The 14,710-nt window shown below is 39.6% G+C and carries 14 protein-coding genes; 9 read left to right on the top strand and 5 right to left on the bottom strand.

Annotated elements, in window-relative coordinates; translation table 11 throughout:
- Positions 1-42: 42 nt before the first annotated feature.
- Positions 43-858, top strand: a complete 816-nt coding sequence (locus tag AZE41_RS13840; RefSeq protein ID WP_067210524.1) for a Cof-type HAD-IIB family hydrolase — start codon at positions 43-45, stop codon at positions 856-858.
- 248 nt (positions 859-1,106) lie between these two features.
- Here the strand turns inward: AZE41_RS13840 and AZE41_RS13835 are convergent, their stop codons facing one another.
- Positions 1,107-1,436 (bottom strand): DUF3889 domain-containing protein, encoded by a 330-nt coding sequence (locus tag AZE41_RS13835; protein WP_067210521.1) that lies wholly within the window; start codon positions 1,434-1,436, stop codon positions 1,107-1,109.
- Between the two features lie 460 nt (positions 1,437-1,896).
- On the opposite strand from AZE41_RS13835, the gene AZE41_RS13830 reads away from it, so the two are divergent.
- Entirely contained in the window at positions 1,897-3,111 is a 1,215-nt protein-coding gene (locus tag AZE41_RS13830; protein ID WP_067210518.1) for a NupC/NupG family nucleoside CNT transporter, read from the top strand.
- A gap of 87 nt (positions 3,112-3,198) precedes the next feature.
- Here the strand turns inward: AZE41_RS13830 and AZE41_RS13825 are convergent, their stop codons facing one another.
- The 3 genes from AZE41_RS13825 to AZE41_RS13815 form a co-directional block, all read right to left on the bottom strand.
- Positions 3,199-3,477 (bottom strand): hypothetical protein, encoded by a 279-nt coding sequence (locus tag AZE41_RS13825; RefSeq protein WP_067210516.1) that lies wholly within the window; start codon positions 3,475-3,477, stop codon positions 3,199-3,201.
- 140 nt (positions 3,478-3,617) lie between these two features.
- Complete coding sequence (locus AZE41_RS13820; protein ID WP_067210513.1) at positions 3,618-5,426, bottom strand: cache domain-containing sensor histidine kinase; 1,809 nt, start codon at positions 5,424-5,426, stop codon at positions 3,618-3,620.
- Between the two features lie 4 nt (positions 5,427-5,430).
- A complete protein-coding gene (locus tag AZE41_RS13815) occupies positions 5,431-6,210 on the bottom strand; it encodes a response regulator transcription factor (RefSeq protein WP_067210510.1) in 780 nt (259 codons plus the stop codon).
- Positions 6,211-6,579: 369 nt separating this feature from the next.
- Between AZE41_RS13815 and AZE41_RS13810 the strand changes: the two genes are divergently transcribed.
- The 6 genes from AZE41_RS13810 to AZE41_RS13785 all read left to right on the top strand — a co-directional run bounded on the left by AZE41_RS13810 (position 6,580) and on the right by AZE41_RS13785 (position 12,543).
- Positions 6,580-7,953, top strand: coding sequence for an ABC transporter substrate-binding protein (locus AZE41_RS13810; protein WP_067213978.1), 1,374 nt, complete (start codon positions 6,580-6,582; stop codon positions 7,951-7,953).
- Positions 7,954-8,020: 67 nt separating this feature from the next.
- Positions 8,021-8,917 (top strand): carbohydrate ABC transporter permease, encoded by an 897-nt coding sequence (locus AZE41_RS13805; protein ID WP_470407707.1) that lies wholly within the window; start codon positions 8,021-8,023, stop codon positions 8,915-8,917.
- A 15-nt stretch (positions 8,918-8,932) separates the two neighbouring features.
- Positions 8,933-9,814 (top strand): carbohydrate ABC transporter permease, encoded by an 882-nt coding sequence (locus AZE41_RS13800; protein ID WP_231885677.1) that lies wholly within the window; start codon positions 8,933-8,935, stop codon positions 9,812-9,814.
- Positions 9,815-9,902: 88 nt separating this feature from the next.
- Positions 9,903-10,820 carry a dihydrodipicolinate synthase family protein gene (locus tag AZE41_RS13795; protein WP_067210507.1) on the top strand — a complete coding sequence of 306 codons (918 nt, stop codon included), beginning with the start codon at positions 9,903-9,905 and terminating at the stop codon, positions 10,818-10,820.
- Positions 10,821-10,838: 18 nt separating this feature from the next.
- Positions 10,839-11,825, top strand: a complete 987-nt coding sequence (locus tag AZE41_RS13790) for an SGNH/GDSL hydrolase family protein (RefSeq protein WP_067210505.1) — start codon at positions 10,839-10,841, stop codon at positions 11,823-11,825.
- Between the two features lie 28 nt (positions 11,826-11,853).
- A complete protein-coding gene (locus AZE41_RS13785) occupies positions 11,854-12,543 on the top strand; it encodes an N-acetylmannosamine-6-phosphate 2-epimerase (RefSeq protein WP_067210503.1) in 690 nt (229 codons plus the stop codon).
- A 286-nt stretch (positions 12,544-12,829) separates the two neighbouring features.
- Here the strand turns inward: AZE41_RS13785 and AZE41_RS13780 are convergent, their stop codons facing one another.
- On the bottom strand, positions 12,830-13,732 hold the full coding sequence (locus tag AZE41_RS13780; RefSeq protein WP_067210500.1) for an aldo/keto reductase: 903 nt from the start codon (positions 13,730-13,732) through the stop codon (positions 12,830-12,832).
- A gap of 70 nt (positions 13,733-13,802) precedes the next feature.
- Here AZE41_RS13780 and AZE41_RS13775 point away from each other — a divergent pair, with 70 nt between their 5' ends.
- Entirely contained in the window at positions 13,803-14,348 is a 546-nt protein-coding gene (locus tag AZE41_RS13775; protein ID WP_067210499.1) for an NUDIX domain-containing protein, read from the top strand.
- The last annotated feature ends 362 nt before the right edge of the window (positions 14,349-14,710 follow it).

Genomic DNA, 14,710 nt, shown 5'->3' with positions numbered 1-14,710 from the left:
ATGCGACGATAACTAGATAGCATTAAGTAAAGGGGGAATTCCATGTATAAACTAATTGCGATTGACCTTGATGGGACATTACTTACGGATGAATTACTGATTACGCCAAGAACAATCGAGGCTATTCAAAAAGCGGTGGAATTAGGAACAGTTGTCACGATTGCGACAGGGCGTATGTTTCCATCTGCGAAATTATTTGCACAGCAACTTGGCATCAATGTACCAGTTATTACGTATCAGGGTGCAATCATTAAAAGCATTGATGACGATGAAGTGATGTATGAACGACTTATTCCTCCTAACATGGCACAAAAACTAGTTGAGATAGCTCGTGATAAAAAAATACATTTGCAAGTTTATCAAGATGATATTCTTTATGCTGCATCAGAAAATGACAAGATTATTGAGTACTCCAAAAAATCGAAGGTCCCGTATAAAATAGAACCGGATCTTGGCAAACTTGCGAAACTAGGATTTACGAAAGCACTCTTTATCGAAGAGCCTGCCTACCTTGCAACCTTACAGGATGAATTGCGGGCATTGTTTGGAGGGAGTGCACATATCGCCAAGTCTTTAGTAAACTATCTTGAAGTGACGCATCCAGAAGCTAACAAAGGAAGTGCTTTATTGCACCTAGCGAGTAATCTTGGTATCGATCGTACAGAAATTATCGCTATAGGCGACAATCACAATGATATTGAACTGATTAAGACGGCTGGTTTAGGTATCGCGATGGGTAACGGGGTCCAGGAATTGAAAGACCTTGCGGATTATATCTCACTGACGAACAATGAAGAAGGAGTGCTCCATGCAATCGAGAAATTTGTTTTAGAGCCTATGGGAGCAATGATAGAATGATGGTGAGGTAACTTCCTTTGGTGTTGAAAATAGTTGAATAGGGCTACTTAATGAAAAAACGCCTACGATAGATGCACTTTTAATAAGTGTGTCAATTACGTAGGTGTTTTATATTGTCTCAGTAATTTAGGTAAGGGCATAGTTTTTCCATTTAATTAAGCCTCTTGATAATTTGGATTTAAAAATAATATCCCTTGAAAAATGGGAATTATCAAATTCCGAAAAAGAATGGCCACGACTGTGAAGTTTTACCTAGAAGTTTCTTCAAATTCAATAGTAACTACTTTTTCAGTTTCGGTAGTATACTCAATTCTTACAAAAACGCCGAATTCGTGGTCACCATCTTTTAACCATAGCTTAAACTTTTCAATTGTTGAATCCTTTCTAGATTCGCTTCCTTCATGAAGGTAGTCAATAATAGTTGCATTGGGATATTTTGATTGTGTTTCTTTTATAGCGAGTTTACCCCACTTAGCGTAAGCTGGAATTTCTGGTGGTGTATGAGCAATGGTTGGGATATATGTTGGTGCTGAATTAACTGTAATAATAATTCCAAGTGCAATAAATGTTTTTCTCATAATTGATGACATCTCCTTTTTTATAGGATGGGTAATTTTTTGAAAGTCATTCTAAGACCAACTGCTTACCATCGTTTAATCCATTTTTTTGATTACAATTATTTCTTTTCTTCGTAAAAATAGACATTGGTAACAGGATATAGAAGATGATTGTACTAAGACTTTCTTACAGGTCAGCTGTATTGACTTAAAGGGTAGTCTTTTTTTGTTGTCTTAAAATGTGAGCGTATTCAAAAAACGACGAGTAATTTCGGATAAATGTGGAATACTAACTGCTGAATCATTTGGAAAACATAGTTTTTCCTATTTTCCGCACAATTTATTTACTTATGTCATTTCGTTTGCTAAACTCATTTAGTTGTATGACGTCAGACAACGAAAATGAGCTTTCCATAGTGCGAATTGGCGTATTAGTAACAAAATTATAAATGGAAAACTTCCATATGAAGAGGTGTACTAGTTGAATTTATTGTGGGGGCTTTTGGGGATAGTTGTGGTATTAGGAATTGCATTTCTTTTATCTAATGGAAAGAAATCGATTAATTACCGGACTATCGTTGTTGGTTTAATCATCCAAGTGACATTTGCATTCGTCGTCTTGAAATGGGAGGCGGGGAGAGCTGGTTTAATATGGTTTTCCGGACTCGTGCAAAATGTCATTGACTACGCTGGTGAAGGAGTTGCATTTCTTTTTGGTCCAGCAGCGGATGTTAATGAATTCGGTTTCGTCTTTGCATTCCAAGTGTTGACGATCATCATTTTCTTTTCTTCCTTGATTTCCGTGCTATATTATCTTGGAATTATGCAGGTGGTTATCAAACTGATCGGAGGCGCATTATCGAAACTGCTTGGCACGAGTAAAGCAGAATCGGTTTCTGCGGCCGCGAATATATTCGTCGGACAGACGGAAGCTCCACTTGTCATCCGACCTTTTTTGGCAAACATGACGAAGTCAGAGCTTTTTGCAGTCATGACAGGAGGACTTGCATCTATTGCTGGTTCTGTTCTCGCGGGTTATGCACTCCTGGGTGTTCCACTTGAGTATTTAATTGCAGCAAGCTTCATGGCTGCACCTGCAGGATTGATTATGGCGAAAATATTTATACCGGAAACGGAGAAGTCAGAAGTTGAAGATTTTGAGATGGGTAAGGATCAGGAATCTGTGAACGTTATTGATGCAGCAGCACGTGGGGCAGGAGATGGATTAAAACTTGCCTTGAATGTCGGTGCCATGCTATTGGCGTTCATTGCGCTTATCGCTATGATGAATGGCATGTTAGGCGGAATCGGTAAATGGGTGTTTGGCTTTGAATCGTTGACCGTTGAGGGGATTCTCGGCATTCTATTTGCACCGCTGGCATTCGCCATCGGTGTTCCTTGGTCAGAGGCAGTAACAGCAGGTGGATTCATTGGTCAAAAACTTGTGTTGAATGAGTTTGTCGCGTATGCATCATTCGCACCTGAAATTGCATCACTCAGCCCTAAAACAGTCATCGTCGTGAGCTTTGCACTTTGTGGTTTTGCGAACTTAAGTTCACTGGCAATTCTTCTTGGCGGATTAGGTTCTCTTGCACCAAGTCGACGTCCTGACATTGCAAGACTGGGTGTTCGTGCGGTGGCAGCTGGGATGTTAGCCTCGTTATTGAGTGCCGCTATTGCAGGGATGTTCATTTGAAAATGAAAATTTGAATTCCAAAAAGGACTGGACGGCTACGATGCCATCCAGCCCTTTTTGGTTTAAGTGCTACAGCAGATTATCTAATTAACCGTCGCTGCCATCTTCGATATGGTCGTCATCTTTCTTATCATCAACGACGCCATCGTCATCAACCTCAACATCTTTATCTGTTTCATCATCAGTATCTAAATCTACATCCGTATTTGTTCCATCCTCAGGATTGACATCCTCTACAGGTTCGTTAACATCCACGTCAACATCGTCGTCATCCCCATCGCCACATGCAGCAAGCATTCCGACTGAGAGCAATGTTGCCGCTCCTAGCTTTAACCATTTCTTTTCGCCTTTAAGTTTTAAATTCATTTAAATCTCCTCCAAGAGTATGTCTAAGATGAATGGTGCATGTTCTTGTAATACCCACATTTTATCGTGTGAATCATTTAGATTTTTCAGATAGGTGAAAGAAGCATAGTAATTAGAGTCCTGTTTCCTAACTAGTAACTTCATATTCTTGCTGGAATTCGTATGGTTACCGTCGTGCCTACTCCGAGCGAGCTATCAATCTCAATGCCATATTGATCACCAAAATAGTACCGTATTTGATCATGGACATTTTTAAGCCCGATATGTTCTTCGGTTAATGTACTGGAGGATTGTGCAAGGCGATTTTTCAAGTATTGTAGCTGTTCTTCATCAATACCGACCCCATTGTCACTCACCGTTATTAGCATATCCTGGCCGGAAAAAACAGATGAAACTTCAAGTATTCCAGCTCCATATTTACGCTCTAACCCATGGACAATACCATTTTCGACAAGGGGCTGAAGGGAGAAATGCAAAAGTCGTATAGATTCACTAGTTGGAGCTAAGTTTTCGACGTACTGAATTTTATCTCCGAATCGCATTTGTTGTACTTGGATATACAGGCGAATGTGGGTCAATTCTTCTTCCAATGTGATTGTTTCTTTCCCACTTTGGATATTAATTCGAAATAACTGTCCGAGTACCCCAATCATTTCAGCTATATCCCGTTGTTTGTTTAACACCGCTTTCATTTGAATCGATTCAAGTGCGTTAGCTAAAAAGTGCGGATTGATTTGACTTTTTAGCGCGCGGTAATGTGCTAGCTTTTGTTGAGCTTTTAACACAGAGGACCGTTCAATGTAATCTTGTATGTCCGTGACCATTTTGCTAATTCCCTGATAAAGTCCGCCAAATTCATCCTGACGTTTGCTAGTCAAGTTAACATCGAATTTTCCGCGACCGATTATTTTCACTTGCCTACTTAAAAAGATAATTGGTTCAGTTACACGTATGTATAAGATCACCATAAATAACATAGCCATACCAATCGAAAAGAAAGCTAACCCTAAAATAACTTTGCGAAGCATTTCCGCATGCTTAGTCATTTCCTGTTCTTCTATATACTGAATAACTGTCCAGTCTGAGTAGGGAGAAGTGACAAAATTGAAAAATGAATTAACCCCGTCTACCGGTGCGTAAAAATTCCCGGATTCCTTATTTGAATCGGAAAGGAAAGGCTGGATAGCGGGTTTAAATGTCATATTGGAGTCGATTTGATCTAGGTCAGAAGCGTAAATAACACTGCCAAGAGGATCCAAAATAACGAAATTCCGATTATGATTTTCTGATAAATTTAGAATGTTACGTAATGAATCTAAACGGATATCAATAAGCAAAACACCTAACGGTTGTCTGCTTCCATTTTTATTAATTACCCTTGCGATTGATATCACTGATTCATTGGAATTTACCCTATTAAATGGTTGGTGAGTACCAAATAAGACGATTCTACCTTTTTGCTCAATGGTTTGTTTATACCATTCTTCGTTTGTTAAGTTACTCACATCGTAAACGGATTTTTTTAGTGTGGAATAAAATACATGGTCACCTATATAAATTTGGACGCTATCGACATTCTCAATTGTTATTTCAATTGTACTGATAAAATGTTCAATCGCATTTTCGTATTCTAAAATTTGAACATAGTCTCGTTCTGAGTCATCTCCTAGCCAATTTTCAAGCGCATTTTGTAGTTTACTGTCCATCTGTGCAGTAAGCGCCCCCATCTCGATGCTCTGCAAATATTGATCGAAATTAAAAGATAGATTATTAAGAATGAGATTCGAACTATTTTGATACTCTTTTTTAGCTGATTGAATTGAAAACATGTAAATCATTACGGATAAAATCAGCAGCGGGATGGTAATCGTCAAAATCATAAGGACAAAAATTTGATGATTCACATGTTTAAATTGGAAAAATGGTAAGAAGCGCTTCAAATGGTTCATAATATCATAGCCTTAACTGTTTTCTATATTCTGTTGGTGTCATTTGGGTAATACTTTTAAATACTTTTACGAAATGTTTATAACTTTTATACCCACATAAACTTGCCACGTCGGCGATGGAATGTTGCGACACCTTCAGGCATTGTAGCGCATAATTAATTCTTATTTCGCTTACAAAAGTCATGTAGTTTTTATTTAATTTTGTTTTGAATAGCCGACTTAAATAAGAAGGATGATAAAAGAAATGTTCGGCAACCATATTGAGTGTTAATTCTTGATCCAAATGCAGTTTGATATAGGACTCTATTTTTTCGAAAAGTTGAAGGCCTTCTTCAGGCGCAATTCCAACCCCTTGATTTGTACCTGGATCTGTCAGCCGTTCGAAAGATTGTGGCATAAGTTGCTTTAGGCGTATTTTTTCTAAGCAATTTACAATAACTGAAAAACTTTTTTCGTATTGCAATGGTTTTAGTAAATAATCATATACACCGCCATAATGAATGGCTTTTTGCGCGTACTCGAATTCATTGTGGCCAGTCAAGATAATAAAAAGGGTATCGGGTAGTTTTGATCGGAGCTGTCCAATCATTTCAAGTCCATCCATTACAGGCATACGAATGTCTGTAATCACCAAGTGGGGGAGCTCGATTAAAGCTCTATCCACTCCGTCTTTCCCGTTTTCCGCCTCAATAATTGTATGGACCCCTAACTCTTTCCAATCGAAGTACTGTTTTAATCCAGAACGTATGAGAGGTTCATCCTCAACAATCATCAATTTATACATCGTATTCCCCCAAAAATCATTTGATAGTAGTTGTTGTTTTTTAGGAATGTGTTAAAAGACCTCTAAATTTCTATTACTTACTTAAACAGCCATTTTGTGAATCTATTTTAAGTGTACACGATAAAAAAAGTTTCCCCAACAATAAATTGGTAGAAGATTCAAACATGTTGTGGAGGTTAATCTTTAATGGCGGCGTATTGAAGTTGGAATTATTAAATAATTTAAAGGGGTTTGGAGCATTTATGTCAGAATAGGGCTATGAATGTAAAGTTCATGGGATTGTCATGTCTGGTTATTGACTTTATGCTTAAAACAGGAAATGAAAGCGCTTCACCACTATTTCCGGAAATACAAGGAGGGGGAGATATTATGCGAGGTTCGAAAAAGGGTTCTGTCTTGTTAGTTGTAATGGCTCTTGTATTATCACTATTTTTGACCGCTTGTAGTCAAGACACAGCAAAGGAAAGCGAAGGTGGCAAAGACGCAGACAAAAATCCAAGTAACGAAAAACAGGTGGAAATAACGTGGTGGAATTTCCCGAACTTCCAAGCCTTAGATGGAGAAGTGGGTAAGTATGAGAAAGAAATTATTGCCGCTTTCAATGAAAAAAATCCAGACATTAAAGTGAAGTTAGAGATGCTTACTTTTGAAGGTGGACCTGAAAAGCTGAATGTAGCAATCGCTACGAACACAGCACCAGATATGATCTACGACGCTCCAGGGCGGATCATTGATTGGGGTAAGAAAGGGTTACTTGCACCACTAAATGACATGATGCCAGATGATGTGAAAAATGATATATCTCCAGCGTTAATGAAACAATCGATGGTTGGAGATCAGGTTTATATGTATCCATTCAATACAGGGCCATTCATGATGGCTGTCAACAAGACTTTATTTGAGGACATTGGCGAACTTGATTTGCTACCATTAGATCGACCAGATCGGACATGGACTGTAGCGGAGTATGAGAAAGCGTTACATGCAGTTAAAGAAAAGGCTCCGGGTATCATTCCATCTGGTTTCTATGCAAAAAGCGTTGCGGGAGACCAAGGGACACGAGGATATATTACTAATCTAGGAACTAGTCGGTTTTTGAATGAAGATTATAGCGCTGTTGCGATTAACTCAGAAAGCGGGATTAAAGGGCTTGAATGGGTTGTTCAAGCTTCAAGAGATGGACTGGTGGCACCGGGCGCTGCTTCATTAGATGCTGGGGATCATAATGATTTATTCTTGCAAGGTAAAATGGCATTTGCTATTAACTATTCTGCTGTACTTAAATCACTTTTTGCTCCAAATAAAACAGAGGACTTTGAGGATGTTTTACTTCCTTATCCAACACCGGATGGATCCGATCCGAAGCTTGAACCATTTCTTGGTGGTCTCGCAGTCTTTAATAATGATGACGATAAAAAAGCTGAAGCAGCAAAAAAATTAGTTGACTTCATCGTGAACGATCCTGAATGGGGCGAGAAAAACTTGATTCAAACAGGAGGTTTGTCAGCGCGGAACTCAGTTACAGGCCTATATGAAGGGTCTGAGTATGAGTATTCAGAGCTGGCACGTAAATTCATAACAGATCCACCAACGATTGCAGACGGCTATGCAGAAGTGCGTACTTTCTGGTTCCCAGCACTGCAAGAAGCAATCCTTGAAACGAAATCAGCTAAAGAAGCGTTAGATGAATTTGCGGAGAAGTCCAATGCCGCGATTGAGAAAGCGAAAGCAGCGAATAAATAAAGTGAAGAGGAGCAGCATTATTTATTCGCTGCTCCTTTCCATAAAGAATTAGATTGGGGTGAAACAATTGTTAGCTACCATTCGTAAACCAAACAAAAACAAATTACGTGATTGGATGATGAGTTATTTGTTTTTATTACCTGCGTTAACATTTTTCCTCATTTTCGTTGTGTATCCCATGCTGCGAGGAATATACATGAGTTTTTTCGATTACAACATTACGAGTTTTGAATTTATTGGATGGGATAATTATGGAACTCTTTATCATGATAAAACGTTCCATAAATCTATGATTAATACAATTGTACTTGTTGCAGTTGCTGTTCCTATCGTTATTGGTTTTTCTATTTTTGTAGCGATGTCCATCTATAAGAAAAGTGAATTTATAAGATCATTTTGTAGGGGGATATTCTATCTACCTGCTGTAACCTCAGTGGTGAGTGTTACTGTCGTATGGGGTTGGATCTATCATCCTAACTTTGGAATTCTTAATTATATTACTAGTTTTTTTGGAATAGAGCCGGTCTCCTGGCTGGGAGATCCTAAAACAGCTTTGATGGCGATTACAGTTATATTAATCACGACTTCCGTTGGACAGCCAATTATTCTGTACGTTGCTTCACTCGGTAACATTCCGACTACGTATATTGAAGCAGCCCAGATTGATCGAGCTACACCGTGGCAAATTTTCCGGAAAATTATATGGCCATTATTGATGCCGACAAGTTTATATGTGATTGTCATTACGACAATTAATTCGTTTCAGTGTTTCGCTCTCATCCAATTGCTAACCTCTGGAGGTCCAATTTATAGTACATCGACCGTGATGTATGGCGTATATCAACAAGCATTCCTACTTGGTAATTTTGGCTTAGCTTCTGCAATGGGGGTCATTTTAGCTTTAGTCATTGGAGTGATTTCTATCATTCAATTTAAATACTTAGGCAATGATGTTGAGTATTAGGGGGAGGGAAACGTCGTGAAAGCACAATCCCAGTTAAACATGAAGAAAAAGTTTAATCGATCTAGTAATAAAAAATGGTTTCGTGAATTAAGCGCATTCAAAATAATAGCTACACTATTACTGATTCTCTCTGCACTATTCTTTATTTTTCCGTTTTATTGGATTATCACGGGGGCATTCAAAGCTCAAGTTGTTGCGATAACGATACCACCAGAATGGTTTCCACTAAAACCAATATTGGATAACTGGGTAACACTATTTAGTAATCCGGTTTGGCGCTGGACATTTAATAGTTTCTTTATTGCAAGTAGTGAAATGATTGCTGTCTGTTTTGTAAGCGCTACAGCGGGCTTTGTTCTTGCCAAAAAAGTATTTCCTGGGCGCAAGCTGATCTTTATTGTACTAATTGCTGCAATGGCACTACCTAAACAAGTTATTCTTGTTCCATTGTTCACAATGCTAGCGGATTTCGGTTGGGTAGATACATATAAAGGATTAATCATTCCGGCAATCGGCTGGCCATTCGGTGTATTCCTTATGAAACAGTTTTCTCAAACGATACCCAATGAACTGTTGGAAGCTGCAAAAATAGATGGCTGTGGTGAAATTCGCACGTTTTGGCATATTGTTCTTCCGATGCTTAAACCAGCTCTAGGTGCTTTAGCAATCTTTACGTTCATGTTAAGTTGGAACGATTATTTCAGTCAACTTGTTATCACTCGTTCGACGGAAATGATGACCCTACCACTAGGTATTGCTACGATGCAGGGTGAGCATAAGACTGATTATGGGGTCATGATGGCTGGAGCAGCACTTGCATCTGTACCGATGATTGTCATATTCACATTGTTCCAAAAGTCCTTTACACAAGGAATTACGATGGGCTCAGTCAAATAAACACCCGCTTCGTCGCTCGGCGAAAGGCTGCCTCTTGTAGAGCGCCTTCGCTCAGTTTACATAGATAGTCAAGAGGGGAGAAAAGAATATGTTACTTGATAAGTATAAAGGAATTATTCCAGCATTCTATGCTTGTTATGATGAAGCAGGAGAAATATCACCAGAGAGAATTAAAGCGTTAGCGATTCATCTTTATGAAAAAGGAGTACAAGGTCTCTACGTTGGTGGCAGTTCGGGGGAGTGTATTTATCAAAATCTTGAGGAGAGAAAGGCGACATTGAAATATGTTGCCGAAAGCCTGAAAGGGCAACTTACGTTGATTGCCCATGTTGGAGCACCATCAACAAAAGAAAGCGTTGAATTAGCGAAGTACGCGGAAGAATTAGGGTATGATGCGTTGTCTGCTATACCGCCAATTTATTTTCAACTGCCTGAAAGTGCAATTGAAAAGTACTGGACGGAAATTATGGATTCAACGGACCTGCCGTTTATTATTTATAACATCCCTCAAACGACCGGATACAATCTTTCCATTAACTTACTCAAGAAGTTATTACAGAACGACAAGCTAATTGGTGTGAAAAACTCTTCGATGCCAGTCATGGATATTGAAAGATTTAAAGCGGCAGCACATGACGACTTTATTGTTTTTAATGGCCCAGATGAGCAATATGTATCCGGAAGGTTAATTGGTGCGGATAGCGGGATTGGCGGAACTTATGGTGTGATGCCAGAGTTGTTCCTAAAAGCGGAAGAGTTTGTATCAGCCGGGGATTTCTCAGAAGCGCGGAAAATTCAACATGACATTAATGATATCATTATGACATTATGTTCATTGAATGGTTCAATGTATTCCGTTATTAAAGAAATCTATAAACTAAAGGGCGTAAATATTGGTAGCGTTAGAGGCCCATTAGAGCCGGTATCTGGAGACGATATTGAGAAAGTTGAAGGTATTAAGACTAGGATTGACGAAGTAATAATGAACTATCAGACTCAAAATTAAAATGTTGGCGGTGGATAAATGAAACCAATTGTATTGAATTCAGAAACGATTTTGGGCGCTATATCACTTGAAAAAAGTGGAGGGCTTATTAGTCCTTGGAGAATTTTTCATGAAGATAAAGATTTTTATACGCCAAATCAACTTAACCGAACAGCAGAGATACCTGCCGGCGTTCGAATAACGTTTGAAACAAACTCCCCAACGATTAAAGTGGAATTTGCAGCATCTGAAGTTGAAGTAGAATTCGATGTCGTGATTGATAGGGAATTAGTGAAAACGATAATAGTTAGATCTAAGGATACGTCTTTTACAGTGGATGGTCTTTTAGCAAGTAATAAAGTTGTTGAAATTTATTTATCGCAACGACAAAAAATGGCCGTAAGGAATGTTTATATTGCTGAAGAAGCGAATTGGAACGCTTACCCTTCTTTAAGGAGGAAATGGCTGGCCTATGGGAGTTCCATTACTCAATGCCAGGCGGCAGAAAGCCCTTCACAGACATGGCCGGTTATTACCGCGGCCGAATTAGATTTGGATTTAACTTGCCTGGGATTCAGTGGGCAATGCCAGTTTGAACCAATGATTGCTAGGACGATAAGGGATACGCCTGTTGACTTCATTTCCCTTTGTGCGGGCATAAATATATACGGTGCAAACAGTTACAATGAACGAACATTTCAAGCGATTATCATTGGATTCATTAAAATTATTCGTGAAAAACAGTCGACTGTTCCAATTGTTTTAAGTTCTCCTATTTATGGAGCATTTAGAGAGGGGACCCCTAATCTAGTCGGCTTTACGCTTATTAAGATGAGACTACAAATACAAGAAATTGTAGAGATATTTAGAAGAAATGGTGATGATCATCTTTTTTATGTGAACGGGTTGGATATCCTGGGGGAAGACTACGCCGGCTTACTACCGGACGAACTTCATCCAAATGCAGAAGGCTATAAGCTGATGGGGCATAATTTTGCAAATGAATTTAAGGAATATTTTAAATGAAAGCAGGGCTACATGGAGGTGTATTTAACTGAAAACTAAAGCGGAAATTTTTGCTGCTATAGAACATGAACTTATTGTTTCTTGTCAGGCACTTCCAGAAGAACCAATGCACAGTTCGTTTATAATGGGGAAAATGGCATATTCCGCAATGAAGGGCGGGGCTAAAGGAATTAGAGCGAATAGCGTTGAAGATATTAAAGAGATTAAAAAAAATGTGGAATTGCCGATCATTGGCATCATTAAAAGTGTTTACAAGGGATCTGATGTTTTCATCACACCAACTCTAAAAGAAATAGATTTACTTTATCGAGAAGGTGTGAACATTATTGCGTTAGATGCAACTAATAGAATCAGGCCGGACGGTAAACTAATAAGCGAGGTTTTCCCTACTATTCGCGAAAAATATAGTGATCAACTATTCATGGCTGATTGCTCAACGTATGAAGAGGCGAAAGAAGCTTATGCATTAGGATTTGATTGCCTAGGAACAACACTTAGTGGCTATACCGACTATACGCGAGGGACAAGTTTGCCGGATATGGAGTTAATTGAGAGGCTAGTTAAGGATTTTCCTATCCCGATTATAGCAGAAGGCGGTATTTGGACACCAGAACAACTTAAGCGCGTGTTCGAACTAGGGGCTTACTCTGCTGTTGTTGGAACAGCAATAACAAGACCTATGGATATTACAAAAAGGTTTGTTGATGCTATTAAATGAGAGATGTTAATTGAACAGTAAAAAGGAGCTAAAACCATAGCGGTTTATAGCTCCTTTTTGTGTAGGTAACCCGTGGCGGTGATAATACGGCAGATGCCAGTCATAATCGGAGCCATGGCGAGCATAACAGGTCTCATGCCGGTCATAAGTGTATCTATGGCGAGCATAACGAGCTTCTATGCCGGTCATAATCAGATGGCCGGTCGCTTTTACAGCAAGAAATGCCTTGAATCTGAGGTGCAGTAATGTATTTAGTTAATTGTTTGTTTGTTCCTTCAGAAGAGAATCAAACGCGATGCTCTTTGTAATTGTGTATTTTTGCGATATGCCCTAACTGAGTGATTTCTTCGTCAGTCGTTTTTTTCTCGTAAGCGATGATTGAATCGAGCAATTGCTCAGTTGTGCGCGCACCAACGAGGGCTGACGCTACTGTTTTATCATGAAGGGCGAAAGCAATTGCCGCCGCGTGCAGGTCTTCTGATTGTTCACTCAGCGCTTGGACTGTTTGTGTTAATTCACTCGCATTATATTCGACAAATCCATTCGCTTTTGCAGCTCTTGATAAACCTTCCGATGTTAAAAAACCTTTGGCTATGGTCCCACGCGTAATAACAGAGGCACCGGCCTCGTGGATCGTTGGAAACCATTCTTCTGGTCTGCGGTCAAGCAGGTTATATTGCATCATTACAGAGACTGCTGAACTAGTATCCAAGAATCGCTTAATAACATTCGGACGAATCGAAGAAATGCCATATTGACGAATAAGTCCATCTTTTTTTAAGCTTTCAAATGCATCAATTGTCTCCTCCACATTGTCTTCCATTGTCCCGCCATGAAGCTGGTAGACATCGATATAATCTGTGTCGAGGCGCAATAGACTCTGTTTGACTGCCTCCATAATATGCTCTTTTGAAGAATCCCATGTCCATCCTTCACCACTCGGATTCATCTTATTGCCGGCTTTCGTCGCAAGGATAATATCATTCCGTCTTCCTTTTATCGAAGACCCCAGGAGTTCTTCATTTTTACCGCTATTATACAAATCGGCTGTATCAAAGTAATTGATGCCTGAGTGAATCGCAGCGTCGACGATGTTTTTCGATTCGGTTAAATCATCTGGCAGTGACATACATCCGAGTCCGATTTCGGAAATGTATAGACCGCTTTTACCCAATTCTCTTTTCTTCATGAAAGCACCCCCTGTTTTGTTCATGGTACAATGACGTCACACTATTATCCATAAAAAGGAGTCGGAAATGATGAATAAATATGAAGAAAAAACAATTTCAGGTGAAACACTTTATGAAGGTAAAATTATCACACTGCGTGTTGAGGAAGTGGAACTTCCGGATGGTAAGAAAGCGACACGTGAATTGATCAAACATCCGGGGGCAGTTTCCATCATTCCGATTACTGCTGATGGAAAAATTGTACTCGTTGAACAATATAGAAAAGCGCTGGAACGTACGCTGATTGAAATTCCAGCGGGGAAAATTGATCCGGGAGAGGAACCGGCAGTGACGGCGGTCCGCGAACTGGAAGAAGAAACGGGATACGGCGCGAAAGAATTTACTTATATCCAGTCCTTTGCAACGTCCCCTGGTTTTGCAGATGAAGTAATTCATATGTATTTAGCACAAGATCTATATAAAATCGAAAACCCGGCAGCGGGAGATGAAGATGAATTCATTGGACTACTAGAAGTGACACTCGTAGAAGCGCAAGAAATGGTTGTGTCAGGAGAAATTTTCGATGCAAAAACTGCGTTCGCTGTTCTTTATGCCAAAAACCTTTTAACAAAGTGACCTAATTTTGAACGGACAAGCATATGTTGTATAAGGTGACACTTCAATCGATGGGGGAAGTCTTATCCCCCCGCGGATTGAGGCAGGACTCAGACTTATTACGCCGTGTTCTATGGCAAAAAGGAGGGATGAATTTCAATCCCTCCCTTCTGAGTGACCGACAGGGAGGAATGAACTGCAATTCCTCCTCGTTGGCCCGAACCAATCGGGCTTTTACGGACAGTTGACCCCCATTTACGTTTATTCTTACGCCAAAACTTAAATGGGGTTCTTTTGACGTACTAATGCCGATGATGCTACAGGAAGTGGTGTTTCTAGTCGGCTTGTCCGTCACCGTTAATGCAGGATAAACTATGCGGAGG

It is taken from the genome of Sporosarcina psychrophila, assembly GCF_001590685.1.
Lineage (GTDB): Bacteria > Bacillota > Bacilli > Bacillales_A > Planococcaceae > Sporosarcina > Sporosarcina psychrophila.
The sequence above is the reverse complement of the archived record's forward strand: the minus strand, read 5'-3'. Positions and strand labels throughout refer to the sequence as shown.

Coding starts and splice junctions, on each gene's coding strand:
- AZE41_RS13840 (WP_067210524.1), top strand. CDS start 43: ATGTATAAACTAATTGCGATTGACCTTGATGGGACATTACTTACGGAT.
- AZE41_RS13835 (WP_067210521.1), bottom strand. CDS start 1,436: ATGAGAAAAACATTTATTGCACTTGGAATTATTATTACAGTTAATTCA.
- AZE41_RS13825 (WP_067210516.1), bottom strand. CDS start 3,477: ATGAATTTAAAACTTAAAGGCGAAAAGAAATGGTTAAAGCTAGGAGCG.
- AZE41_RS13820 (WP_067210513.1), bottom strand. CDS start 5,426: ATGAACCATTTGAAGCGCTTCTTACCATTTTTCCAATTTAAACATGTG.
- AZE41_RS13815 (WP_067210510.1), bottom strand. CDS start 6,210: ATGTATAAATTGATGATTGTTGAGGATGAACCTCTCATACGTTCTGGA.
- AZE41_RS13810 (WP_067213978.1), top strand. CDS start 6,580: ATGCGAGGTTCGAAAAAGGGTTCTGTCTTGTTAGTTGTAATGGCTCTT.
- AZE41_RS13795 (WP_067210507.1), top strand. CDS start 9,903: ATGTTACTTGATAAGTATAAAGGAATTATTCCAGCATTCTATGCTTGT.
- AZE41_RS13790 (WP_067210505.1), top strand. CDS start 10,839: ATGAAACCAATTGTATTGAATTCAGAAACGATTTTGGGCGCTATATCA.
- AZE41_RS13780 (WP_067210500.1), bottom strand. CDS start 13,732: ATGAAGAAAAGAGAATTGGGTAAAAGCGGTCTATACATTTCCGAAATC.
- AZE41_RS13775 (WP_067210499.1), top strand. CDS start 13,803: ATGAATAAATATGAAGAAAAAACAATTTCAGGTGAAACACTTTATGAA.